24 protein-coding genes and 1 pseudogene are annotated in these 23,027 nt (G+C 66.6%); 15 read left to right on the top strand and 10 right to left on the bottom strand.

Going from position 1 to position 23,027, the window contains the following annotated elements; all coding sequences use genetic code 11:
* Nucleotides 1–180: 180 nt before the first annotated feature.
* Nucleotides 181–1,317, bottom strand: coding sequence for a Fic family protein (locus I8N67_RS27975; RefSeq protein ID WP_200306833.1), 1,137 nt, complete (start codon nt 1,315–1,317; stop codon nt 181–183).
* Nucleotides 1,318–1,685: 368 nt separating this feature from the next.
* Entirely contained in the window at nt 1,686–3,866 is a 2,181-nt protein-coding gene (locus I8N67_RS27970) for a DEAD/DEAH box helicase (RefSeq protein WP_200306831.1), read from the bottom strand.
* Nucleotides 3,867–4,015: 149 nt separating this feature from the next.
* Here I8N67_RS27970 and I8N67_RS27965 point away from each other — a divergent pair, with 149 nt between their 5' ends.
* The 4 genes and pseudogenes from I8N67_RS27965 to I8N67_RS27950 all read left to right on the top strand — a co-directional run bounded on the left by I8N67_RS27965 (nt 4,016) and on the right by I8N67_RS27950 (nt 5,145).
* On the top strand, nt 4,016–4,267 hold the full coding sequence (locus tag I8N67_RS27965; RefSeq protein WP_200306829.1) for a hypothetical protein: 252 nt from the start codon (nt 4,016–4,018) through the stop codon (nt 4,265–4,267).
* Nucleotides 4,267–4,476 (top strand): annotated as a pseudogene (locus I8N67_RS27960) (DNA-binding protein); the annotation flags it as partial. The gene I8N67_RS27965 and the pseudogene I8N67_RS27960, both read left to right, overlap by 1 nt.
* 143 nt (nt 4,477–4,619) lie before the next feature.
* Nucleotides 4,620–4,889, top strand: a complete 270-nt coding sequence (locus I8N67_RS27955) for a type II toxin-antitoxin system Phd/YefM family antitoxin (protein ID WP_100828042.1) — start codon at nt 4,620–4,622, stop codon at nt 4,887–4,889.
* On the top strand, nt 4,882–5,145 hold the full coding sequence (locus I8N67_RS27950; protein ID WP_200306827.1) for a type II toxin-antitoxin system RelE family toxin: 264 nt from the start codon (nt 4,882–4,884) through the stop codon (nt 5,143–5,145). Before I8N67_RS27955 ends, I8N67_RS27950 begins: the two co-directional genes overlap by 8 nt.
* Nucleotides 5,146–5,279: 134 nt before the next feature.
* Here I8N67_RS27950 and ychF read toward each other — a convergent pair whose 3' ends face one another.
* Nucleotides 5,280–6,368, bottom strand: coding sequence for a redox-regulated ATPase YchF (gene ychF / locus I8N67_RS27945; RefSeq protein WP_200306825.1), 1,089 nt, complete (start codon nt 6,366–6,368; stop codon nt 5,280–5,282).
* A gap of 391 nt (nt 6,369–6,759) precedes the next feature.
* On the opposite strand from ychF, the gene I8N67_RS27940 reads away from it, so the two are divergent.
* Nucleotides 6,760–7,359, top strand: a complete 600-nt coding sequence (locus I8N67_RS27940) for a DUF6542 domain-containing protein (RefSeq protein ID WP_372443811.1) — start codon at nt 6,760–6,762, stop codon at nt 7,357–7,359.
* A gap of 39 nt (nt 7,360–7,398) precedes the next feature.
* On the opposite strand, the gene ppgK is transcribed toward I8N67_RS27940, so the two are convergent.
* Together ppgK and I8N67_RS27930 are read right to left on the bottom strand one after the other, a co-directional pair.
* Nucleotides 7,399–8,145: a polyphosphate--glucose phosphotransferase gene (ppgK, locus tag I8N67_RS27935; protein WP_200306821.1), complete on the bottom strand. Its 747-nt coding sequence runs from the start codon at nt 8,143–8,145 to the stop codon at nt 7,399–7,401.
* Between the two features lie 140 nt (nt 8,146–8,285).
* Nucleotides 8,286–9,305, bottom strand: a complete 1,020-nt coding sequence (locus I8N67_RS27930) for a 4-hydroxy-3-methylbut-2-enyl diphosphate reductase (RefSeq protein ID WP_200306819.1) — start codon at nt 9,303–9,305, stop codon at nt 8,286–8,288.
* A 261-nt stretch (nt 9,306–9,566) separates the two neighbouring features.
* Between I8N67_RS27930 and xseA the strand changes: the two genes are divergently transcribed.
* The 3 genes from xseA (at nt 9,567) to I8N67_RS27915 (ending at nt 12,333) form a co-directional block, all read left to right on the top strand.
* The gene (xseA, locus tag I8N67_RS27925) at nt 9,567–10,799 is read left to right on the top strand and encodes an exodeoxyribonuclease VII large subunit (RefSeq protein WP_200306817.1); all 1,233 of its coding nucleotides are present in this window, start codon (nt 9,567–9,569) and stop codon (nt 10,797–10,799) included.
* 10 nt (nt 10,800–10,809) lie between these two features.
* On the top strand, nt 10,810–11,085 hold the full coding sequence (locus I8N67_RS27920) for an exodeoxyribonuclease VII small subunit (RefSeq protein ID WP_200306815.1): 276 nt from the start codon (nt 10,810–10,812) through the stop codon (nt 11,083–11,085).
* A gap of 657 nt (nt 11,086–11,742) precedes the next feature.
* Nucleotides 11,743–12,333 carry a malonic semialdehyde reductase gene (locus I8N67_RS27915; RefSeq protein ID WP_200306813.1) on the top strand — a complete coding sequence of 197 codons (591 nt, stop codon included), beginning with the start codon at nt 11,743–11,745 and terminating at the stop codon, nt 12,331–12,333.
* A 107-nt stretch (nt 12,334–12,440) separates the two neighbouring features.
* Here the strand turns inward: I8N67_RS27915 and I8N67_RS27910 are convergent, their stop codons facing one another.
* Nucleotides 12,441–12,950, bottom strand: a complete 510-nt coding sequence (locus I8N67_RS27910) for a DUF4245 domain-containing protein (RefSeq protein ID WP_200306882.1) — start codon at nt 12,948–12,950, stop codon at nt 12,441–12,443.
* A 134-nt stretch (nt 12,951–13,084) separates the two neighbouring features.
* Between I8N67_RS27910 and glpX the strand changes: the two genes are divergently transcribed.
* Nucleotides 13,085–14,119 carry a class II fructose-bisphosphatase gene (glpX, locus tag I8N67_RS27905; protein ID WP_200306811.1) on the top strand — a complete coding sequence of 345 codons (1,035 nt, stop codon included), beginning with the start codon at nt 13,085–13,087 and terminating at the stop codon, nt 14,117–14,119.
* A gap of 167 nt (nt 14,120–14,286) precedes the next feature.
* Here glpX and I8N67_RS27900 read toward each other — a convergent pair whose 3' ends face one another.
* Together I8N67_RS27900 and I8N67_RS27895 are read right to left on the bottom strand one after the other, a co-directional pair.
* Nucleotides 14,287–14,664 carry a WhiB family transcriptional regulator gene (locus tag I8N67_RS27900; RefSeq protein WP_200306809.1) on the bottom strand — a complete coding sequence of 126 codons (378 nt, stop codon included), beginning with the start codon at nt 14,662–14,664 and terminating at the stop codon, nt 14,287–14,289.
* 173 nt (nt 14,665–14,837) lie between these two features.
* On the bottom strand, nt 14,838–15,560 hold the full coding sequence (locus tag I8N67_RS27895; RefSeq protein ID WP_200306807.1) for a DUF1707 SHOCT-like domain-containing protein: 723 nt from the start codon (nt 15,558–15,560) through the stop codon (nt 14,838–14,840).
* Between the two features lie 191 nt (nt 15,561–15,751).
* Here I8N67_RS27895 and I8N67_RS27890 point away from each other — a divergent pair, with 191 nt between their 5' ends.
* From I8N67_RS27890 to I8N67_RS44915, 5 genes are all read left to right on the top strand, one after another.
* On the top strand, nt 15,752–17,419 hold the full coding sequence (locus I8N67_RS27890; RefSeq protein ID WP_200306805.1) for a fumarate hydratase: 1,668 nt from the start codon (nt 15,752–15,754) through the stop codon (nt 17,417–17,419).
* Between the two features lie 259 nt (nt 17,420–17,678).
* The gene (locus tag I8N67_RS27885) at nt 17,679–17,885 is read left to right on the top strand and encodes a hypothetical protein (protein ID WP_200306803.1); all 207 of its coding nucleotides are present in this window, start codon (nt 17,679–17,681) and stop codon (nt 17,883–17,885) included.
* On the top strand, nt 17,869–18,390 hold the full coding sequence (locus I8N67_RS27880) for a DUF6879 family protein (RefSeq protein ID WP_200306801.1): 522 nt from the start codon (nt 17,869–17,871) through the stop codon (nt 18,388–18,390). Before I8N67_RS27885 ends, I8N67_RS27880 begins: the two co-directional genes overlap by 17 nt.
* A complete protein-coding gene (locus tag I8N67_RS27875) occupies nt 18,380–19,213 on the top strand; it encodes a helix-turn-helix domain-containing protein (protein WP_200306799.1) in 834 nt (277 codons plus the stop codon). The genes I8N67_RS27880 and I8N67_RS27875 overlap by 11 nt, the downstream gene beginning before the upstream one ends.
* Before the next feature lie 296 nt (nt 19,214–19,509).
* Nucleotides 19,510–19,731, top strand: a complete 222-nt coding sequence (locus I8N67_RS44915; protein ID WP_443729048.1) for a DUF7848 domain-containing protein — start codon at nt 19,510–19,512, stop codon at nt 19,729–19,731.
* Nucleotides 19,732–20,244: 513 nt separating this feature from the next.
* On the opposite strand, the gene I8N67_RS27870 is transcribed toward I8N67_RS44915, so the two are convergent.
* Nucleotides 20,245–20,646 (bottom strand): HNH endonuclease signature motif containing protein, encoded by a 402-nt coding sequence (locus I8N67_RS27870; RefSeq protein ID WP_200306797.1) that lies wholly within the window; start codon nt 20,644–20,646, stop codon nt 20,245–20,247.
* Between the two features lie 125 nt (nt 20,647–20,771).
* The gene (locus tag I8N67_RS27865; protein ID WP_200306795.1) at nt 20,772–21,899 is read right to left on the bottom strand and encodes a phage major capsid protein; all 1,128 of its coding nucleotides are present in this window, start codon (nt 21,897–21,899) and stop codon (nt 20,772–20,774) included.
* 854 nt (nt 21,900–22,753) lie between these two features.
* Here I8N67_RS27865 and I8N67_RS42990 point away from each other — a divergent pair.
* Nucleotides 22,754–23,027 (top strand): hypothetical protein (locus tag I8N67_RS42990; RefSeq protein WP_234046402.1); only part of this gene is annotated, 274 nt, incomplete at its 3' end.

Raw genomic sequence — 23,027 nt, 5'->3', positions numbered from 1 at the left:
TAACGAGGAGAGGTCCCTACACCCAGAGTTCCCGTACGGGTTTGATCACTCTTGGCTGCTCTTCGAGAGGTGTGGCGGGTCAATTTTCTCGCTGAGATTGGGCGGCACGAAGTGGGCATGCTTTGAGCGCAGGTACTCCACTCCGTCATCGTGATGGACTCGGCAGTCCGCCGGATGTCCTCAGCGCGTGTACGGATCGACCAGCGGCAGCGGCGTCCGAGCCGCTTCCAGAGCTGACTCCGGAAAAGCGGGGCCGGCGGTGTAGAAGCGGGCACGGGTGCGGCCGACCGGTGTCAGAACGCCAACCGCGGCCAGGTCCCGCAGGTCGCGTTGGGCCCGCTGCAGGCTCAGATCCTCCGCTCGCTCGTAGCGTGTACGACGCACCCTCCCAGACATCGCCACGTCGTGCAGAGCGGAAACCACCCTCTCGTCCAGCCTTCGGACCTCCGCGAACTCACCGAGCAGAAGCCACACCCGACTCGAACGATCCAGGCGACTGCGTACGGTCTGCGCCTGCTGGTGGTACGCGGTGAGGCTGAAACGGACCCAGTCGGAGACGTCCTGGTCGGGGCGGTAGGTGCCCCCCCGACGCTGCAACTCACGGTAGTACTCCCAGGTATTGCCGGGGCGCCCCAGCCAAGCCTCGATCGAGGAGAACTCGGGGGCCAGTTCCCCCTCTCGCGCGATCATGAGTGTTTGGAGAGACCGAGACATGCGGCCGTTTCCATCCGCCCACGGGTGGATGGAAACGAGGTGCAGATGCGCCATGGCGGCCCGTACCAGCGGGTGGGCGCCGTCGTCTGCGTTCAGCCACTCGACCAGTTCTCCCGTCAACGCAGGCACATCGGCCGCGTCCGGCGCCGTGTATGCCGCGATGCTGGGGTCGCGGGTGTCCGTCACGTACACCGCCCCGCGCCGCCATTGCCCGGCCGGCTTCCGCGGGGTGTGCCGGTGCCCCTGCAGCATCCAGTGGAGCGCGTTGAGGAGCTCCTTGCCATAACGGAAGTCCGCGACATCGTGCAGCGTCTGGATGTAGGTCATCATCCGCTGGTAGGCGAGCGTCTCCTCGCGGTCCTCCTCCGAGACATCGACATCCCGCTCGCCCTCCAGAAGGTCCTCGACGTCGACCGTGGACACTTTGAAGCCCTCGATCGAGTTGGAGGCCGCCACCGCGTCGGCGGTCAGGAACTTGCGCAGGCCTTCGGTCCACTTCACCGGAGTGGACCGAACCTGCAGGCGCAACGAGCGGCGAAGGTCTTCGATCTCATGGAGGACACGCCGGTCCTCGGCGGTGAGAACGGGCGTGGGGAAGAGCATGCCCACACCATAGAATGACGCAAACATTACGTCAATGCGTCAGCATCCGCCCCCAGTCCGGCCTCAAGTCCACGCGAGAACGACGAAGGACCGAGCCCATGAGAGGGCTCGGCCCCGAATCCGCACGTCAAATGAATCACATTGACGTACAGTAATTCAGCGATCACACATTGAAGCGGAACATCTACGATAGCGCTCCCACCTACGGAAACAGGTCTCCGCGAGATCCAAGTCAGCGCAGAATCAGCACGGTCCTCGTCAACGACCTCACCGACCTCGCCCAGACCCACACCCTGTCGTCTGGTCGACGAAGCCCGCAGGTGGTCCCTGCTGGAAGCCGTGGCAACCACTGTTCGGCTCGGCCCGATTCACTCGGCCGCCGTGAGGCTCTCGTCCGTCATGCCCAGACGCGCCTGTTCCTCCTCGACGATCCGTCGTGCCAGTTCGGTGTCCGACACGTCGACCGCGTCCGGGGTGGCTTCCGCCACGGCGCTGCGGCGGGCGTAGGCGTCAAACAGGCGAGCCTTGGCCTCCAGCATCTTCACCATGCGTTCGTCGACGCCTCCGGTGGCGAGGAGACGGTACACGCGAACCGGCCTGACCTGGCCCATGCGGTGGGCCCGGGCCACCGCCTGATGTTCGATGGTCGGCTTGATCTGGGGTTCGCAGATGACGACGACAGAGGCGGCCTGCATGTTGAGGCCGACGCCCGCTGCCTGGATCTGGGCCACGAGCACCGCGGGACCCGAAACACCGGCGAAGTCGTCGACGATCTGCTGCCGACGCCCGGCCGGGACACTTCCGGTGAGTGGGCCGAACAGCTCAGTGCCGTCGGTGGTTCCGGCCGCGAGTGCTTCCTTCACCACGCCCAATACGTCCCTGAAATAGGAGAAGACCACCGTCTTCTGCCCGTTCTCTCCGGCCTCCTGAACGATCTCCCGGAGCCGGTCCAGCTTGGCCGACTTCGCGGGGCGCATGTACGCCGCCCTGCGCATCGCCATGAAGTTGCCGGCGCGCACGGCTTCACGGTACGCCTCCTCGTCCGATGCGCTCAGCTCCTCCCACTGGTCGGTCTGCTGGAGACTCGGGAGTTCGGTCAGCACGTCCTCCTGGTTGCGCCGCAGGTAGACCGGGGCCACCGCCTTACGGAAGGCGACCGACCCGGCCAACGCGTCCCGTTCACCGAGGGAGTCCGCGACCTCGCCATCGAGCATCCGGACCAGATCGCGGAACTCCACGACCCTGTTCTCCATCGGGGTTCCAGTCATGAAAAGGGTGCGCCCGCAACGCTCCGCCCACAGGGCGACCGCCTGAGACCGCTTGGCCTTCGGGTTCTTCACGGAGTGCGCTTCGTCAACCACGAGCAGTCCGACCTCCCCACCGCCCGGCGTGGCAAAACCGCGCAGCGCATCGAACGTGGTCACCCCGACCCCGCCTCGCCCCTTCCAGTCGGCGAACGCATGGTGCCGATCGGGGCCGTGGAGCACCATGACACGCAGGACGCTGCGGGCCTCGATCTCCCGTGTCCAGTTCACGAGGACGCTCGCCGGGCACACGACCATGAAGTGGCTCTCTCCCCCGGCTGCCAAGTGCGCCAGCACAGCGATCGCCTGGATGGTCTTACCAAGTCCCATCTCGTCGCCGAGTATCACTTTGCGCTGCGCAAGCGCGAACCGCGCGCCGAACGCCTGGTAACCACGCAGGGAGACCCGCCGGTGCGTGTCGTCGAGGTGCTGGGTCCGTACCCGTTCGGCGATCTCGTCCGGCAGGAAGCCCTCGGTGGCGGCCGCGTCCGGCAGCCGCCCGGAGATCTCGGCGAGCAGGCTGTAGTACTCCGCGGAGCGGAGTTCGAAGTCCACCCAGGCCGCAATGTCGGACGTGGGCCCGCGGAGCAGGTCCACCGATGCCTGCGCGAGAAGCCCGGGCAGTGCCGCGCGCTCCGCCTCGTCCACCAGCAACCGGATCTCGGTGACCGCCGCCAACGCGCGAGTCTTCTTCTCCTGGCCCGCCAGGAGCATCCGGATTCGTCCGGCGGCGGGCCGGGCGTCGGCGAGCAACGGGCCGAGCCGTTTCGACAGGACGGCGGCCTTGTCGACCGCACGCCGCGCGTCGGGGCCGGCCTCCACAACCACGTGCAAGGCCACGACGAGCGCGGTTGTGCTCGGTTCCGGCCGGTCCACGTCGATGTGGACGGCCACGGTCTCGTGCACAGCCTCGGAGAGCCGACGGGCAGCCGCGAGCATCTGGTCAGTCGTGCGCTGCCCGACACCGGGAATCTGCCGCAACCGGTAGGGGCCTGCTTCGAGAACACTGCCCACCGTGGGCAGTCCGCTCTTTTCGACGCTCCCCAGCCGCAGCCGCCCTTCGGTGACGTCCTGCAGTCGGGCAACAGGGATGGCGTCGAGCTCCCGCTTCACCGCTGCGTCGTGGATCGGCTTCAGTGCCGCCCGTACCGCCTCCACAGCCCGTCCGTGGTCACCGACCACTGCCTGCGCCGCCTCGTACAGGCGCGCTCCCCTCGCGACCGTGTCCCGCTCGCCACGCCCCACGCTTCCCGCCCCTCGCTCGCTCTCCCCGCATCCTCCCACCGCCCGCACAGGGCCCGGACTGACGTTCGCGGGGCCCAGCGGCGGACGGATCAGACCCATATGGGGATATTGACGCTCAGGGACTTGCGACCACCGGTAGGAACGACACCATGAGCGGTAGCAGGAAATGCTCGATCAGCCTGCCTGAGGATCTCGCCGAGGCCGTACGCGCCCACGTCGGGCCCGGCGGTTTCTCCGCCTACGTCGCCGAGGCCCTCGAACAGCGAGTCGCCATGGACAAGCTGCGGGAGATCGTCGCCGACTTCGAGACCGACAACGAGGAACTCGCCCGCGAAGAAGTTGAGGCCGCCCGTGCGCTACTACGCCACGACCACCGGCAGGCCGGCGGGGCCACTGCCTGATGCCTGGCACCCTACTGCTGGACAGCGAAGGACTCTCGAAGCTCTATCGCAAGGACCGCGCCGTCGTGGCTCTGGTCCAGGCGGCGTCGGAAGAGGGTGTCCGTGTGGCCACCAGCGCCATGACCACCCTTGAGGCCGACTACGACCGCATCCACCCGGTCCGCGTCAAGTGGGTTCTCTCCCGCGTCGACGTTCACGACGTCACCAAAGTCAAGGCCTGAGAGCGTCGCTGTCACGCCGACCAGCCCCTGTCGCATCCAGCACAGATCCAGCACGGTTGCGGTTCACCCAGCACCCGGAGCGCGACAATGAGCCGTTGTGTACACATGCGGCACTCGGTACTCTTGTGCGCATGACGCAGCCGCTGCCCATAGAGTCCATCCGCGATGTCCGGGCACACCTGGCCGAGGTCGTGGAGCGGGCTGACCGCGACGACGTACCCACGGTGATCACGCGCCGAGGCAAGCAGGTGGCTGCCGTGGTGTCCATCGAAGTGCTCCGGAAGTACCAGGAGTGGGAAGAGCGCGAGATCAACAGAATCATCGACGAGCGCATGGCCAACCCGGCACCCGGCATCCCGATCGAGGACATCATGAGGGAGACGCTGGCGCGCAGTGAGTGAGTACCGCACCGTCTTCCGACCCGAGGCTCAGGCCGAGCTCCGCAAGGTCCCGCGAGACGTGGCCCTCCGCATTCTCGCCAAGCTGACCGAGCTGGAGAGCGACCCGCTGGGGTTCAACACCACGGCCCTGGTCTCCCAGCCCGACCGACGCCGCCTACGGGTAGGCGACTACCGCGTGATCTACACGATCGACAACGGTGAACTGGTGGTGTGGGTCGTGCACGTGGGGTATCGCTCTACCGTCTACGACACCTGAGCACTCCTGACATCGAGTCAGCAGATCCAGCACCGATCCAGCACCGCATCGATGACGGGGCCGGGCTCCCACGAGCCCGACCCCTTCTGACCTGTATGTTTGCCACGTCAGTGATGTGGTGTTATTTCATCCGCTCACACATTGAAGCGGAACTCGACAACATCCCCGTCCTGCATCACATACTCCTTGCCCTCCATACGCGCCTTGCCCTTGGCGCGGGCCTCGGCGACCGAGCCCGTGGCGACGAGGTCGGCGAAGGAGATGACCTCGGCCTTGATGAAGCCCTTCTGGAAGTCGGTGTGGATGACACCGGCGGCCTCGGGGGCGGTGGCGCCGCTCTTGATGGTCCAGGCGCGGGATTCCTTGGGGCCGGCCGTGAGGTAGGTCTGCAGGCCCAGGGTGTTGAAGCCGACGCGGGCCAGGGTCGCCATGCCGGGCTCCTCCACACCGACCGACTCCAGGAGCTCCTTCGCGTCCTCCTCGTCGAGCTCGGCGAGATCCGCCTCCAGCTTGGCGTTGAGGAAGATCGCCTCGGCGGGGGCGACCAGGGCGCGCTGCTCGTCCTTGAAGGTGTCGTCGACCAGTTCGTCCTCGTCGACGTTGAAGACGTAGAGGAACGGCTTCGTCGTCAGCAGGTGCAGGTCGTGGAGGAGTTCGTCGTTGCCGGAACCCTGGACGATGCCTGCGGAGAACAGGGTGTCGCCCTTCTCCAGGATCTCCTTCGCCGCCTCGACGGCGGCGACCTTCGGCCCGATGTCCTTCTTGATGCGTGACTCCCGCTGGAGACGCGGCAGGACCTTCTCGATCGTCTGGAGGTCCGCGAGGATCAGCTCGGTGTTGATCGTCTCGATGTCGTCCTTCGGCGAGACCTTGCCGTCGACGTGCACGACGTTCTCGTCCTGGAAGGCGCGGATGACCTGGCAGATCGCGTCCGACTCGCGGATGTTCGCGAGGAACTTGTTGCCGAGGCCCTCGCCCTCGCTGGCACCGCGCACGATGCCCGCGATGTCGACGAAGTCGACGGTCGCCGGGAGGATGCGCTGCGAGCCGAAGATCTCGGCCAGCTTGGCCAGGCGCTCGTCCGGGACGCCCACGACGCCGACGTTCGGCTCGATCGTGGCGAACGGGTAGTTGGCCGCGAGCACGTCGTTCTTGGTCAGGGCGTTGAACAGGGTCGACTTGCCGACGTTGGGCAGACCGACGATTCCGATCGTGAGCGACACGTTTGCGACTTCCCGTACGTAGGAGGGCCAGGCGGCCTGGGGCTGGGGCGGCGGGACCTGGAACCTGAGGCCGGTCCTGCGGATCATGCCCCAGCGGCCAGAAGGCTGGCCGATCCCCCAGTTTACGGCGTGCGCGCCCCCAGCCCCGCGAGGTATCGAACGCTTGGCCAAGGTCCGCTCAACGGCGTGTCTGTGAACCCATTCGGCACATTAACCGACCTAAGTTGGTCAAGTGGAGCAGCAACAAAGGACACACCCCCCTCGAACCGGGCCGCAGCGCGGCGCACCGCCCCTCCCCCCACAGGCGGGCAGAGGGGGCCGGGGTCCCGGCGCGGGCGCGCCACGTCGTGCTCCGGTCGCGCGCGGGCCTGTACCGCCGCCCGTCCAAGCCGTGCGGCGCGTCGCACGGGCCATGCGCCGGATGCCGAACCCCCGGCTCACCGGGCTGGGCTGCGGATTGTTCTGCGGGACGTCGATGCTCGCCCTCGCCTGTCTCGACCGGCTGCTGTTCGGGGCGTCCCTCACCCTGTACGGAGCGCTGTTCCTGCTGGTCAGCGCGTTGAGCGCGGTGTGGGTGCGGGGCGGGGACCTGACGAGTGCGCCGGTCGTCGTACCGATCGCCTTCGCGGCCGGCCTACCCCCCGTCGCCAGCGGCGAGGACGGCCTCGGCGGACACCTGATGGCCCTCGTCACCACCCTCGCCATGCAGGCCGGCTGGCTCTACGGCGGCACCCTCGTCGCCGGCCTCATCGTGACTGTACGCAAGCTCCGGCTGATGGCCCGCCGGGCGGCCGAACGGGAGTGGGAGAGGGAGCGGGAAAGAGAGAGGGAGAGGCGTAGGGGTCTGGAGAGGGATCGGAGTCAGGAGCAGAGGCAGAGGGAGGGCCAAGGGCAGGGGCAGGGTCAGCCTCCGTACGACCGGCGGCCCGTCCCGCCCCGGGCTCCCAGGACCACGGCCCAGCCCGGCCGTACCGTCCCCCGAAGTTCCTAGCCGCCCCGCCCCCGGATCCCCCGCCCCTTACCGCCGTTCCTAGCCGGCCTTCGCCGCTCGCATCGCCGCGCCCACGATGCCCGCGTTGTTCTGCAGCTCGGCCGGGACGATCTCGGCCTTGATGTCCTCGATGAGGTGGAGGAACTTCGCGGACTTGCGACTGACGCCGCCGCCGATGATGAAGAGCTCGGGAGAGAAGAGCATCTCGACATGGGCGAGGTACCTGGTGACGCGCTTGGCCCAGTGCTCCCAGGTCAGCTCGTGGTCGTCCTTGGCCTTGGTGGAAGCGCGGGTCTCGGCGTCGTGGCCGTTCAGCTCCAGGTGGCCCAGCTCCGTGTTGGGGACGAGGACGCCGTCGCAGAAGAGGGCGCTGCCGATGCCCGTGCCGAAGGTGAGCAGGACGACCGTGCCCTGGCGGTCGCGGCCGGCGCCGAACTGCATCTCGGCGACGCCTGCCGCGTCCGCGTCGTTGACCACGGTCACCGGCAGACCGCCGAGCCGGTCGCTGAGGAGGGCGCGCGCGTCGACGTCGACCCAGTCCTTGTCGACGTTGGCCGCCGTGCGGATCGTGGCACCGCCGGTGACCACGCCGGGGAAGGTGATGCCGACCGGGCCGGTCCAGCCGAAATGATCGACGACCTCTTTGACCCCGTCGGCCACCGCGTCGGGCGTCGCGGGGTGCGGGGTCAGCACCTTGTGCCGCTCGTCCGCCAGGTCGCCCAGGTCCAGGTCCACGGGAGCGCCCTTGATCCCCGAACCACCGATGTCCACGCCGAAGATGTGCATGGCCCTACGTTACGTCGTACGACTGACAGTCACGGCAGCGAGGCCCCTGGCCGCCGCCCGGCTGGTCAAGTCCTCACGCCCTCGAACGCGTACGGCCCCGGAACCTTCACGTTCCGGGGCCGTACGGGCATGTCCAGGGGTCAGGCTCCGGCGGCGCCCTGTCCGGTGCGCTCGGCGACCAGGGACTCGGCCTCCGCGCGCAGGTCGCGGCGCAGCTCCTTGGGGAGCGAGAAGGTGATCGACTCCTCGGCGGCCTTGACCAGTTCGACGTCCCCGTAGCCGCGCTGGGACAGCCACTCCAGGACCTCTTCGACGAGGACCTCCGGCACGGAGGCGCCTGAGGTGACGCCGACGGTCTCCACGCCCTCCAGCCAGGCCTCCTCGATCTCGCTCGCGAAGTCCACGAGGTACGCCTCTCGGGACCCGGCGAGCTTGGCGACCTCGACGAGCCGCACGGAGTTGGAGGAGTTGCGCGACCCGACCACGATGACCAGCTCCGCCTCGGCGCCCATCTGCTTCACGGCGAGCTGGCGGTTCTGCGTGGCGTAGCAGATGTCGTCGCTGGGCGGTGAGATGAGCAGCGGGAACTTGTCCTTGAGCGCGCCGACCGTCTCCATCGTCTCGTCGACGGAGAGCGTGGTCTGGGAGAGCCAGACGATCTTGGAGGGGTCGCGGACCTCGACCTTGGCGACATCGCCGGGGCCGTCGACCAGTTGGATGTGGTCCGGCGCCTCACCCGACGTGCCGATGACCTCTTCGTGTCCCTCGTGCCCGATCAGGAGGATGTCGAAGTCCTCCTCGGCGTACCGGATCGCTTCCTTGTGGACCTTGGTGACCAGCGGGCAGGTCGCGTCGATGGTGGCGAGCCTGCCGCGCTGTGCCTCGTCGTGGACCGTCGGCGCCACGCCGTGCGCCGAGAACATGACGATGTTCCCCTCGGGGACCTCCTCCGTCTGCTCGACGAAGATGGCGCCCTTCTTCTCCAGGGTCTGCACGACGTACTTGTTGTGGACGATCTCGTGGCGGACATAGATCGGGGCCCCGTACTGCTCCAGGGCCTTCTCGACGGCGATCACGGCACGGTCGACACCCGCGCAGTAGCCGCGCGGAGCGGCGAGGAGGACACGGCGGCGGCCAGGCGAAGCGGTCATGTCTTCCATCGTAGGGGGTTCCCCTGCGACGGGGCTCCGCCGTGGGAGAGCGCGGGAGGGCTCGGTGGGGTGCGGTTGTGTGGCGAATGCGGGTCGGTGGGGGTTGTTCGCGCAGTTCCCCGCGCCCCCAAAAAACAGGCAGGGGGCGCCGCCAGCTCTTGGGAGGGCGGGGAACCGCGCGCACAGCCACGAACCACCCGCACCCGCCAACGCGCCCCCGGTCCCGAGCTCTTCGGCGGCCTTGTCGGCCCCCGCCGTTAGGCTCCACGCATGGCTCTCAACACGTCCGCCGAATCACCCCTCCCCGTCGGCGAGGTGTCCCGGCTCATCGGCGGCTGGATCGACCGGCTCGGCGCGGTGTGGGTCGAGGGGCAGATCACCCAGCTGTCGCGGCGCCCGGGGGCGGGGGTCGTGTTCCTCACCCTGCGCGACCCGTCGCAGGACATCTCGCTGAGCGTGACCTGCTACCGGCAGGTGTTCGACGCGGTGGCCGACGCGGTGAGCGAGGGCGCGCGGGTTGTCGTACACGCGAAGCCCGAGTGGTACGCGCCGCGTGGGCAGCTGTCGCTGCGGGCGACGGAGATAAAGCCGGTCGGTGTCGGTGAACTGCTCGCGCGGCTGGAGCAGTTGAAGAAGTCCCTGGCGAGCGAGGGGCTTTTCGCACCCGAGCGGAAGAAGGCGCTGCCCTTCCTGCCGCAGCTGATCGGGCTGGTGTCCGGCCGGGCGTCGGCCGCCGAACGCGATGTGCTGGAGAACGCGCGGCGCCGCTGGCCGGCGGTCCGTTTCGAGGTGCGCAACGTCGCCGTACAGGGTGTGCACGCGGTGCCGCAGGTCGTGCAGGCGGTGAAGGAGCTGGACGCGCTGGACGGCGTGGACGTCATCATCGTCGCGCGCGGCGGCGGCAGTGTGGAGGATCTGCTGCCGTTCTCCGACGAGCAGCTTCTGCGGGCGGTCGCGTCCTGTCGTACACCGGTCGTGTCGGCGATCGGTCATGAGCCGGACACCCCGCTGCTGGACTATGTGGCGGACCTGCGCGCGTCCACGCCGACCGACGCGGCCAAGAAGGTGGTGCCGGACGTGGGCGAGGAGTACGAGCGGGTGCGGTGGCTGCGGGACCGGGCGCGGCGGTGCGTGGAGGCGTTCGTGGAGCGGGAGGAGCGGGGGCTCGCGCACGCCTTGGCGCGCCCCTCGATAGAGGATCCGCACCGCATGATCGACGAGCGCGCCGCTCAGGTGGCCTCGCTCGTCGACCGGGGGCGCCGCTGCCTGGGCCACCATCTGGACCGCGCCTCCTCGGAGTTGACGCACACGCACGCGCGCGTGGTGGCCCTCTCCCCCGCCGCGACCCTCCAGCGGGGATACGCGGTGCTGCAGAAGGCCGACGGCCATGTGGTCCGCGCGCCCGGCGAGGTCGCGCCGGACGAGCCGTTGCGGGCGCGGGTGGCCGAGGGCGAGTTCGCCGTCCGGGTCGACGGAACCGGGACTGTCGGAGGGGACGCATAGGGTGGGCCGCATGACCAGCAACGTGAGCGAGGCCGACGGGACGACCGAGGCCGCCGGGGCCTCCGAGGCCACCCGCGCCCTCGGGTACGAGCAGGCGCGTGACGAGCTGATCGAGGTCGTCCGCCGCCTTGAGGCGGGCGGTACGACGCTGGAGGAATCCCTCGCTCTCTGGGAGCGCGGCGAGGAGCTGTCCAAGGTCTGCCGCCGCTGGCTGGACGGCGCCCGGGCACGGCTGGACGCGGCCCTGGCGGAGGACGAGGGGGCGGACGGGGACGCGGAGGGGTAGCGGCTGCCCCGCCGATCACGCCGACCGCGTCCACCATGCCGCTGTGGCTGACGGCTTCTTATAGCTGCTGGTGAGGCGGCCTTTGGGCACACCGCAGGCCGGGCTCCGGACGGGCCTCCAGTCGAGCTTTGGGCGGGCCTCCGGTCGGGCTTCGGGCGGGCCGCCGGCGGGCTTCGGGCGGGCCTCCAGTCGAGCTTCGAGCGGGCCGCCGCACAGGCTTCAGGCGGGCCTCCGCACGGCGGAAGAGGTCGTCGAGGCGACGGTGACCCCCGAGCCGGGCCACAACGAGAGCCGGTGACTCCGATAGCCGGCGGCGCCGAGAGCGAGCAACGCCGGGCCGGCCACTGACGACAGCGCGACAGCCGGAGGGTCGCAGGGTCGGGCCCACCCCGCGCCTGCGGGGGTTGTCCGCCGGTCGACCCTTGGTCGGGTGACGCCCACAGCCGCCGACCCGCATACGCCCGACTCCTCCCAGTGCTCCCCGCCCCTCGCCGGCCGGCACCGAGTCCTCCCGAGCGCCCCGTCGCACTCCCCCGGCGCCCCACGAACCACCCAGCCCCTGTGAAGCGGATCACTCAGCTTCATTTTTGATTGAAGTTTGAACTTCATTCGCGTAGCGTCGATGACGTAAATCCACCGCCTCACGAAGGTTGTCCCATGTCGCTCGTTCTTGACCCCGCCGCCCAGGACCTGCTGTTCCGTGAAGCGCACACCGCGAACACGTTCACCGGCGAGCCGGTGACCGAGGAACAGGTGCAGGCGATCTACGACCTGGTCAAGTACGGCCCGACCGCCTTCAACCAGACCCCGCTGCGTATCGTCCTGGTCCGCTCCGCCGAGGCGCGGGAGCGCCTGGTGACGCACATGTCCGAGGGCAACCAGGCCAAGACGGCCGCCGCCCCGCTGGTCGCGATCCTCGCCGCGGACAACGAGTTCCACGAGGAGCTGCCGACCCTGTTCCCGGCGTTCCCGCAGGCCAAGGACCTCTTCTTCGCCGAGCGCGCGGCCCGCGAGTCCGCCGCCCGGGTGAACGCCGCCCTCCAGGCCGCGTACTTCATCATCGGCGTCCGCGCCGCGGGCCTGGCCGCCGGCCCGATGACCGGGTTCGACTTCGCCGGTGTCCAGAAGGAGTTCCTGGACGACGACCACACCCCGCTGATGGTCGTCAACATCGGCAAGCCCGGCGAGGGCGCGTCCTACCCGCGCTCCCCGCGCCTGGAGTTCGACCAGGTCATCACCACGGTCTGAGCCTCACCCCAGCAAGTTTCAGCAATACCGCAGCAATGACGAAGGGCCCCCGGCGAACCACGCCGGGGGCCCTTCGTACATACACAGCGCTTACCCGCCACGCGGGGTCACTCCGTCTTGAGCGCCTCGGCCATCTTCGTCAGCCGGTCGAACGACGCCGTTCCCGTGACGACGGTCGTGGAGCCCTCGCGCTCCAGCACGAGGGCGTCGTAGCGCTCGCCCTCGTACCGCGTCCAGGTCTCGTCGCCGATCTTCCGCGTCGCCTCGGTCTTCGTCGCGTCCTGGGTGGCGTCCGGGATGAACCGGGACGGCTGCTCGGCGGACTGTTCGATCGCCACGTACTCGCCGTCAGGGTCGTGGAACCCGAGGTGCCAGTGGTCGGACTGGTCGCCCTGGAAGCGGACGGAGGTCGCCTTCCAGGTGTTGGGCAGGGCTTCGGGCGCGGCGACCGGATAGGAGGCCGCACGGCGCGCCGTCAGCAGTTCGACGCGGTAGTCGACACGCTTGAGCTCCGGCTCGGTCTCGTCATGGGGGACGAAGAGATAGATGACCCACGCCGCCAGCACGATGAGCCCCAGGGAGAGGACCATGTCGCGAACGCTCTGCTTGCCTTTCATACCTGCCACGGGCTCATCGTCGCAGGTGCACCGGTCCGCTCATCCGTGGGGTCCCCTGCTCATTTTGTCGAACTGACGATAGAGTCGGGCCGAACCCTCATCCGGCCGTCGTCGTATCAGAAAGGTGCGCTCCGATGACCGAGAACCATCAACTGCCGTCCGAGCTCGAAGTCCCCTCCGAGGCCCCCGACCGCAACCTCGCCCTGGAACTCGTACGGGTGACCGAGGCGGCTGCGATGGCCGCCGGCCGCTGGGTAGGCCGCGGGGACAAGAACGGGGCGGACGGAGCGGCTGTGCGCGCCATGCGCACCCTCGTCTCCACCGTGTCGATGAACGGCGTCGTCGTGATCGGGGAGGGCGAGAAGGACGAGGCCCCGATGCTCTTCAACGGCGAGCGTGTCGGTGACGGCACCGGCCCGGAGTGCGACATCGCCGTGGACCCGATCGACGGTACGACGCTGACGGCCAAGGGCATGACCAACGCGATCGCCGTTCTCGCGGCGGCCGACCGGGGCACGATGTTCGACCCGTCGGCCGTCTTCTACATGGACAAGCTGGTCACCGGCCCGGAGGCGGCCGACTTCGTCGACATCGACGCGCCCATCTCCGTGAACATCCGCCGGGTCGCCAAGGCGAAGCGCTCCGCGCCGGACGATGTGACCGTGGTCATCCTGGACCGGCCCCGGCACCAAGGCATCATCAAGGAGATCCGGGAGGCCGGGGCGCGGATCAAGCTGATCTCCGACGGGGATGTCGCGGGCTCGATCCTGGCGCTGCGGGAAGGCACCGGCGTCGATCTGCTGCTCGGCGTGGGCGGCACGCCCGAGGGCATCATCTCGGCCTGTGCGGTGAAGTGTCTCGGCGGCACGATCCAGGGCAAGTTGTGGCCGAAGGACGACGCGGAGCGGCAGCGGGCGATCGACGCGGGGCATGACCTCGACCGGGTGCTCACCACCGATGACCTGGTGTCCGGGGAGAACGTGTTCTTCGTCGCGACCGGGATCACGGACGGGGAACTGATGCGCGGTGTGCGGTACCGGTCGGAGACCGCGACCACCGACTCGATCGTGATGCGGTCGAAGTCGGGGACGGTGCGGCGGATCGATTCTGTGCATCGACTGAGCAAGCTGCGGGCTTACAGCTCCATCGACTTCGAGAAGGCCAAGTAGCTCCGCCGGTCGCGCTGGGGGTTGAGGGTGACTGCGGTCGGTTGTCGGCCGCGGGTTCGTTGTGGCTTGTCGCGCAGTTCCCCGCGCCCCTGAGGGGCGCGCCCCTGATGTCGCGTCAAAGGGGCACCCTCTTGTGCGGAGAGGGTGCCCCTTTGACGTACGGATGGTCAGCCGGCCGCCGCTATGGGGCCCGTCGTCCTCGCCGCCTTCTGGAGTTCGACGTCTCGGCGGCGCCTGCGGGCCAGCACCACTCGGCGTTCGGCGGCGGTGAGGCCGCCCCAGACGCCGTAGGGCTCGGGTTGCAGGAGTGCGTGTTCTCGGCACTCCACCATGACGGGGCAGCGGGCACAGACGCGCTTGGCGGCTTCCTCTCGGGAGAGCCGGGAGGCGGTGGGTTCTTTGGAGGGGGCGAAGAACAGCCCGGCCTCGTCGCGCCGGCACACGGCCTCCGTGTGCCACGGGGCGTCCTGATCCCTGTCGCGCACTGGCACCCGCTGGGGCGGAACAGCAGCGACCTGCAGGGACGAATGCGGCGGATGCAGCACGGTCTACTCCTGACGACGGCTTCGCGAGCGAGAGACGATGCAGCAAGGCCTACCCGCTGTGCGCGGGCCTATGCACTGAGTCCCGAACCGCTGGAATCGGCGTCATCACCATCCGGTCACATCCGGACCGGATCCCTTCGGGTGATGTCCGGACGTGGTCGAATTCACAACCGTCAACGGTCCAGGTGTTTGCGCAAATGATCGTCCACCTTGCGGGCCACGTGATCCGTGACGCGGTCGAGGAGGTCGGTGATCATCTTGCCCCGCTTGGGCTTCGCCTCGATGCTCCCCAGTACCGCCAGCCCGTCCACGAAGACCACCGGTGCGTCGGTCTCGCCCGAATCCAGCGTCTCCACCTCGAAGCTGCCGAGGATGCCGCCGCCACTGCCGCGCAGCGAGACGTTCTCCGGGACGCGGATCTCCACGCTGCCGAACACCGAGATCGCCTTGATCATCACCTGGCGGTGCTCGAAGAGCGCCTCGCTGAGGTCTATCTCGACGCTGCCGAATATCGCGTAGGCATGGATGCGGCGGCCCGCCCGCCAACGGCCCTTGCGCACCGAGGAACTGAAGACGGCCATCAGCCGGTCGTCGGCGTCCATCGGAATGGCCCCCGGCGTCGGCCGGTTGGGCACGGCGGAGACGGGCGGCACATACTCCGGCCCCGCCTTCCGGGCCTGGCCGGCCGGCAGATCCCGGACGAAGACGTCCAGCTCACCCACCGTCCTGGCGGCGAGCACACCCTCGATCCGCTCGGAGTGCTCCTCCGCGGTGAGACGGCCCTCGGCGAGGGCGTCGCGCAGCAGATCGGCGATCCGGTCACGGTCGGCGTCGGAGGCCCGCAGCTCGGCGGACGGCAACGGCGGTTCCTGGGCAGGGCGCTTGTGAAGGTCCACGACAGCAGCGTACCCACTCGCGATAGATCGCGACCAGGGGTGTGGACAACTCATGGGCGACGAACTGAGCCTTACCTCACAAGCTCGCTTTCCGAGGCAGGTTCTACGCTGGTGGGCGCTGCCGACGAAGGTCAGCCGACGTCGAGCGAGCCGAGCCTGAAACCAGCCTTGTCGAGTGAGGAATGGGCGCCATGCCTGAGTTCGAGTACACCGATCTGCTCCCCATGGGAGAGGACACCACTCCGTACCGGCTGGTGACCTCGGAGGGTGTCTCCACCTTCGAGGCCGACGGGCGTACGTTCCTCAAGGTGGAGCCCGAGGCGCTGCGCAAGCTGGCCGCCGAGGCCATCCACGACATCCAGCACTATCTGCGCCCGGCCCACCTGGCGCAGCTGCGCCGGATCATCGACGACCCCGAGGCGTCGGGCAACGACAAGTTCGTCGCCCTCGACCTGCTGAAGAACGCGAACATCGCGGCGGCGGGTGTCCTGCCCATGTGCCAGGACACCGGCACGGCGATCGTCATGGGTAAACGCGGGCAGAACGTGCTGACCGAGGGCGCGGACGAGAAGGCCCTGTCGAAGGGCATCTACGACGCGTATCTGAACCTGAACCTGCGCTACTCGCAGATGGCTCCGCTCACCATGTGGGAGGAGAAGAACACCGGTTCGAACCTCCCGGCGCAGATCGAGCTGTACGCGACGGACGGCGGCGCGTACAAGTTCCTGTTCATGGCCAAGGGCGGCGGGTCCGCGAACAAGAGCTTCCTGTACCAGGAGACGAAGGCCGTCCTGAACGAGGCCTCCATGATGAAGTTCCTTGAGGCGAAGATCCGTTCGCTGGGTACGGCCGCCTGCCCGCCGTACCACCTGGCGATCGTCGTCGGCGGTACGAGTGCCGAGTACGCGCTGAAGACCGCGAAGTACGCCTCCGCGCACTACCTGGACGAGGTCCCGGCGGAGGGTTCGCCGCTCGGGCACGGGTTCCGGGACAAGGACCTGGAGGAAAAGGTCTTCGAGCTGACGCAGAAGATCGGTATCGGCGCGCAGTTCGGCGGCAAGTACTTCTGCCACGACGTCCGGGTCATCCGGCTGCCGAGGCACGGGGCTTCGTGTCCCGTCGCGATCGCCGTCTCCTGCTCCGCCGACCGGCAGGCCGTCGCGAAGATCACCGCCGAGGGCGTGTTCCTGGAGCAGTTGGAGACGGACCCGGCGCGGTTCCTGCCGGAGACGACCGACGAGCACCTCGATGAGTCGGACGTCGTGCGCATCGACCTCAACCAGCCGATGGACGACATCCTCGCCGAGCTGACCAAGTACCCGGTGAAGACGCGTCTTTCGCTCTCCGGTCCGCTGGTCGTGGCCCGTGACATCGCGCACGCCAAGATCAAGGAACGCCTCGACGCGGGCGAGGAGATGCCGCAGTACCTGAAGGACCACCCGGTGTACTACGCGGGTCCGGCGAAGACCCCCGAGGGGTACGCGTCCGGTTCGTTCGGTCCGACGACGGCCGGCCGTATGGACTCGTACGTGGAGCAGTTCCAGGCGGCGGGCGGTTCCAAGGTGATGCTGGCGAAGGGCAACCGCTCGCAGCAGGTCACGGACGCGTGCGGCGCGCACGGCGGCTTCTACCTCGGCTCGATCGGCGGCCCGGCGGCCCGGCTCGCCCAGGACTGCATCAAGAAGGTCGAGGTCGTCGAGTACGAGGAGCTCGGCATGGAAGCGGTGTGGAAGATCGAGGTCGAGGACTTCCCCGCGTTCGTCGTCGTCGACGACAAGGGCAACGACTTCTTCAGCCCGCAGCAACTCTCTCAGCCGACCTTCACGTCGATCCCGGTACGCGGTCCGGGCCTGACCTAGGCAGCGACACCCACGTAGAGCTCCGGCCGTCGGCCGGGGGCTCTACGTCAGCGGGGCCGTCTCGTCCGCGAGCGGCCCGCGCAGAGCCGCGTAGGGCCTCGCATCGGGGCCAGGCCGCGACAGACAGCCGCACCGCCGTCCCGAGCGGTGGCGTACCCGACTACGCGAATATCAGCGTTGCCGCATAGACGACCATGAACAACCCTCGTACCGTCATGCGTACCGGCCCTAACGGGGGCCATGACCAAGGGGGTTGAGCATGGCTCGCGAGGAACTGACCCGCCTTACCGGCAACGGGAACGGGGAGTGCGGACAAGGGGACTGCCCGAACGTGTACCGCACCGAAAAGGGATCGATCGTTGTGCAGGGCGACGTGTTCAACGGCTTCATCCCGCCCGAGGGCGAAGGGTTGGTTGAGATCCCGGAAAGCGTACTGAGGGAGGCTTTCAATGCTCTTGGCTGGTGAAGCCTGGCAAGCCAAGTTCCGAGACTTCCAGACCGAGGCATGGCGACTGGAAACCCTGCCGGTCTACCGCGTACCCCAAGAGGCCGAAGAGTTCTCGCGTTTCCTTGCGGGCCAACGGTTTCCGGGGCCGTACGAGGATTCGTGGACGGCCATGATCCGGCATCGTAGGGAATCCGGGGCAAATGTCGGGCGAGTGCACATCCTGACTCGGCCTCTCTCCGACTACCTACGCTTCGAGTTCGAGAGGTATTACCGTCATCAAGCCCCCATCGGGGAAGATATCCGAATCCTTGACGTGACCGAGCGCGAGAATCCGTTGCCGGGTGTTGAAGACTTCTGGATGTTCGACAAAGCAGAAGTCGTCATCATGCACTATGAGGCGGACGGAACGCAGATCAACCGAGAAGCGTATGAGGGGGACGTGACACCGTTCCTTGAATATCAGGGAATCGCGCTGGCCGAGTCTGTTCCCTTCGAGGAGTACGTGAAGGGCCTTGACCTTTGAGCCGGAAGAGCTAGGCCAGTCCAGAGCCGACCTAGCCGAGACGCTGAAGACGCTCCGCAAGCGGGCCGGGATCACCCAAACCCGGCTCGCCCAGCGTTGCGCTATGAGCCAAACGAAGATCAGCAATATTGAAGGGGCGAAGCTAACCCCCACCCTTGTTGACGTTGAGCTGATTCTCAGGGCATTGGATGCACCCCCGGACCTTGTTTCCCGAGTGGCGGCACTTGCGCGTAACGCTAACAGTGAATGGCAAGACGCTTGGTCCCAACGCCGTACCGGGTTGGAGAAGAAACAGAATGAGCTAGCCGGGTTCGAGAGGCCCTCAACAGAGTTCCGGTATTTCCTGTTGTCAATGGTGACCGGTCTTCTCGCAACACCCGATTACGTTCGGGCCAGTCTTGCCCACATCCCTGGCGACCACAGTAAGGCCATTGCCAAGAAGCTAGAACGGCAGTCTGCCCTTTATGACACGTCGAAACGCTTCACATTCATCCTGACCGAGCAGGCCGTCAGATGGCCATTCCTGCCTCCAGCGGCCATGGCCGTGCAAGTTGACCGACTGGTTTCGATTAGCCTGCTTCCAAATATCGAGCTCGGAGTCATCCCTTTGGTTGGCCACATGCCGACCGCGCCATTGAATACCTTCACTGTCTATGACACGCGGATAGCGACAGTGGAGACACAGACCGGAGTAATGGTCTTCCGAGATCACCGGGACGTATCGGCTTACCTGAACGAGTTTGCAACATACCAGGGGTATGCCCTGTTCGGAGACGGCTGCCGGGAACTCCTTTCCGAGTGGGCCACTCGGTTCCGTTCCTGATCTTCTACCCGACAACGCAAATAATGACCGCACCCATGCGCGCCGTGCGGGAACATTCTCTAGGACGGCATGCAGTCGGGGAGAGGTCACGGTATGAGTGCAAGGCGGACGACGATGACGGAACCGGTGCACTTGACGGCCCCGGTCCAGCAGCCCGACCCCGTAGCAGGCTGCCAGGAATGCCTTCACATCGCGGTGACGCGAACTAACGCCCGATCGATTGGCGACTACTCGAAGGTGTCCGATGCGAACGTGGTTCTCCGGACACACCTTCAAGAAGAGCACGGGGCCGAGTGATGGTGCGCACTGTACTGCGATACGTACAACACCGGATCACGCAGCACCCGAACACTGACGTGACCTTTGAGGCCGAGTGCCTCAAGTGCGAATGGAAGGCCACACCTTCGACCGATGGCGCGGCCGTTGACGTCGAATGCATGGGCCATACGGGCCGTGCCGGTCACCCAGGATTCCGGCGCATCTGCACCTCATTCGCTCTGGTCGAGCGGATCGAGTAAAAGACCCCGGCACGCTAGGGACGGCGAACCTCTTCTCACCTAGCGTGCCGGTCCAGCCCCACCAGCATCCCCCGTCTGGTGGGGCTGCGTGCATTCCGCGTGATTCAGCCTGACTCGCCATTCAGGCGCATAGACACGGCCTTCATTCCCTCGGCCAGCAGATAGGCCGACCGAATGCGCTTCTGCTCTTTCTCGAAGCGACGAAGTGCGACGCGTTGAATAAGTCGATCGAATTTCGATTCAGGCATCAGCCGGCCAGCCTTTCCCGGGAACTCCAGCCGGTTAGCGTCAGATGAGAAACGGTAATGCAGAGCTTGTTACCGCATCTGTTGCTAAAGACCGGAACGAGTTCCTTGTGCCTATACCGGTTCGCGGTCAGATACCGCGTTACCGGGGTATCAAATAGGTAGCCAAAGACCGGCACGCCGTCAGGCGAGACGCGCCCTTCCCAGATGCGGCACCCGATTTCAACAATCGGCCTAGAAGTCGCCATGATCTCGTCGAGTGGAGTCATCACGCACAAACCTCGGCTTCGAGCACAGTGCCACCGATCTTTTGAAGAACGTTCCGGGCCGCGAAGTGATCCTTCATGAAGGCGATCCAGTAGTCGTTACGCGCTCGGCACGAGTTCTCGCTTCTCGTCACGGGCGAGAGATGATCCGGGTTACAGCAAGCCTTGTTCTGGCAAAGGTGGTCGATAGTCCAGCCTTCCGGTATTCGGCGGCCCGAAGCCTTGAAAGCTTCACGATGCGAGTAGTAAGACCGATTGTCGGCCGTGAAGCGGCCGTAGCCGTCCGGAGTCTTCGAGCAAGTCCATTCCCAACAACCGCCCTCGGACTCGGGCCAGATGATTGAACGACTGCGAAGGTATGAGAGAACGGCGGCCTTTTCGGCCATATCGAGGAAGGATTTCACGGGAGTTCCTTGACGGGTAGTGGCAAGTTTTGGGCACACGCCCAAGCATTGAGGAGAGCAAAAAAGGGAGACGGCCCGGAAACGGGGTGACCAAACCCGTTTCCGAACCATCCAAAAGGACTGCCTTAGCTCGCGGCAGCCTTGACAATCTGCGCCGAGGAAGCCTCGGCCAGAGAGACACCCGCGAGACGCATAGTCAGCTTGAAGCCCACCTGATCCTTATCGAATCGGGCGTCTTCGCTGACTCGCACCGTGGCGTTTCGCCGAACGCCAACCACGATCCGGGAGCCATCGGCGACCACAATCGTCTTGGCGGGCAGGAACGCGCTAGCGAGAATCGGAAGACCCCAGGCCGTAGAAGCCGGGGAATCCGTGGGGGAGCCCGCCTGATACGTGCCCGATCCGGCGGCCTTCTCCTTACGGAGAGACGCAGCCATGTCGACGGAAGCCCAGACAATCGAAGGGGTGCCGTTCATGGCTTCAATGCGGGCTACAGCGTCGGCCAGGTCGTCATAGGTGACGGCCGCCTTTCCGGTGCCCAGAGTCGTAGTCGTTCCCTGGGAAAGGATTCCCTTAATCGGGTTGGTGCCGGACCCAACAAAGGCGTCGGCATCGAACTTCAGGGAAGCATCACGCAGAAGGTTATTCGCAATCGAGTTGCGCAGGTCGATAGCGGAGTCTTCCAAAATCTCAGTTGAAGCCCACTGAATCCGGCCGATCTTCTTCGGCTCGAACTTGACCTCACCCCAGACCATGTCTCCCTCGGGAAGGGGCTGACCTTCCTCGACGTAGTCCATGCCGTCCGAGGACACAAGCTGCGGAACAGAGAAGGTCGCCGAACTGAAGGGAACGATGCTCTCCACCGGAAGACCGCGCAGGAACGTCGACTTGGCCTTAAGAGCGTCGACGTACTTCGCGGCCGTCTGCTGGCTCACGGTGTAACCGCCGTCGCCCGGAACGCCTTCGGCCACCAGGGCGCGGTACTCGCTGAGCGACGGCATCAGAGCCCGCCAGGAGCCCTCATCACTGGCCGGGGGAGCCGTAGGCGTCAGCATGCCCAGGCCGCCCGCCAGAGAGCGAACCTCGGCCTCCAGGCGCATGATGTCCCGGTCGAGACGCTCGACGCGCGATCGCTTCGCAGCGTCGCTAAGGGACGAGTCACCCTCGACGGAGCGAAGCTCGGTAACCAGCTTCTTCCGCTCTTCAAGGGCGGTCGTTGCCTGGCGCTTATACAGGTCAGTGCAGTCAGTCATTGATATTCCTTCATTGGTCGGGGCCGGAAGCGGCCATGCAAAGCCGCCCTGCACCCGGAATGGGTGGGGCGGCTTGGATGAGGCGGTTACTTCTCCGCTAGCTCGCGGAGTTGTTCTCTACAGATGGCACTTCAGCGCATGCCGCGCGACGCTGTTCGATCCGCTCAACGAAGCGGACTCGGCGCGCAATCTTGCGCGCTAGGTTCTTGCAGGAAGGGCCGCAATACCGTGGCGGCCGGCCAGGGCCGTACTCGATATTGAACGGCTTCTCACAAGCCCAGCACTTCAGCTCGACTGTGTTGTTCATTTCCCATGTCTCTTCGAGATCGTTCGGGGGGAGTGCAGTGTTTGGCGACGGAACGGAAGACAGCCCGACTCCACGACCAGCATTTGGATAGATGCCGTGAAGCCGGGCCGCCGTCCTGGCACCGCCCCGTGGTGCTTCCTCCCCCGACCCCCGAAAGGATCGAAGTCGCTCTTGCATCATGTAAAGACCTGTTAGGCAGCCCGAAACCACACGCGCTACCCTGCGCGATTCCCGGTGAAGTACTGGATGCCTCGGCCGATTGCGCCCCGCCTATCGGTCCCACGACTTCGGGCTAACCCCCGCGCGTTCACGAAGAGGGAAAGACGCGGGTGCGGGAAAGGCTTCCCAGATCCTTTCGGATCTCCCCTCCCGAGCCGGTGACCGACAAAAACCCCTTGACTGTGCCAGTACCGTGGATCGCATGGGCTGGTCGCTGGGGTACTTGAAGCCGCGTGAACCTCGACTACTGGATGCGCTTTTCCTGTCAGCTGGCCGGGCGCTACACCTGGCCAACTCCTTCGAGTCAAAGTGTCAGTACGTCTTGCGCATGGCACATCTCGCCGAGGCTTCAGAAGCCGACCCCGTCATGGGTCTGCAAGAGATGATCGCTAGTCTGCCTCCGGACAAGATGCTCGGTGGCACGCTGCGAGACCTATCGAATACGTCGCTCGGGTCGCGACCCTCTGACTTCGACTTGCTCGATGGAGCCAGAAAGGCCCGCAACTTCATTGCGCACGAAGGAGCCTCTATCGGCACCATATGGGGTGCGAGGCGAGAAGCTATTTTGGAGCACGCTGTTCGGCTGCGTGCAGCCGTCTCAG

Source organism: Streptomyces adelaidensis (assembly GCF_016598475.1).
GTDB lineage: Bacteria > Actinomycetota > Actinomycetes > Streptomycetales > Streptomycetaceae > Streptomyces > Streptomyces adelaidensis.
This window is presented reverse-complemented; position numbering and strand designations above follow the sequence as displayed.

Coding starts and splice junctions, on each gene's coding strand:
- I8N67_RS27910 (WP_200306882.1), bottom strand. CDS start 12,950: ATGAAAGGCAAGCAGAGCGTTCGCGACATGGTCCTCTCCCTGGGGCTC.
- I8N67_RS27885 (WP_200306803.1), top strand. CDS start 17,679: ATGGCTCGCGAGGAACTGACCCGCCTTACCGGCAACGGGAACGGGGAG.
- ppgK (WP_200306821.1), bottom strand. CDS start 8,145: ATGCACATCTTCGGCGTGGACATCGGTGGTTCGGGGATCAAGGGCGCT.
- I8N67_RS27930 (WP_200306819.1), bottom strand. CDS start 9,305: ATGGAAGACATGACCGCTTCGCCTGGCCGCCGCCGTGTCCTCCTCGCC.
- I8N67_RS27965 (WP_200306829.1), top strand. CDS start 4,016: ATGAGCGGTAGCAGGAAATGCTCGATCAGCCTGCCTGAGGATCTCGCC.
- xseA (WP_200306817.1), top strand. CDS start 9,567: ATGGCTCTCAACACGTCCGCCGAATCACCCCTCCCCGTCGGCGAGGTG.
- I8N67_RS27915 (WP_200306813.1), top strand. CDS start 11,743: ATGTCGCTCGTTCTTGACCCCGCCGCCCAGGACCTGCTGTTCCGTGAA.
- I8N67_RS27955 (WP_100828042.1), top strand. CDS start 4,620: ATGACGCAGCCGCTGCCCATAGAGTCCATCCGCGATGTCCGGGCACAC.
- I8N67_RS27975 (WP_200306833.1), bottom strand. CDS start 1,317: ATGCTCTTCCCCACGCCCGTTCTCACCGCCGAGGACCGGCGTGTCCTC.
- I8N67_RS27880 (WP_200306801.1), top strand. CDS start 17,869: ATGCTCTTGGCTGGTGAAGCCTGGCAAGCCAAGTTCCGAGACTTCCAG.
- I8N67_RS27920 (WP_200306815.1), top strand. CDS start 10,810: ATGACCAGCAACGTGAGCGAGGCCGACGGGACGACCGAGGCCGCCGGG.
- glpX (WP_200306811.1), top strand. CDS start 13,085: ATGACCGAGAACCATCAACTGCCGTCCGAGCTCGAAGTCCCCTCCGAG.
- I8N67_RS44915 (WP_443729048.1), top strand. CDS start 19,510: ATGGTGCGCACTGTACTGCGATACGTACAACACCGGATCACGCAGCAC.
- I8N67_RS27865 (WP_200306795.1), bottom strand. CDS start 21,899: ATGACTGACTGCACTGACCTGTATAAGCGCCAGGCAACGACCGCCCTT.
- I8N67_RS27890 (WP_200306805.1), top strand. CDS start 15,752: ATGCCTGAGTTCGAGTACACCGATCTGCTCCCCATGGGAGAGGACACC.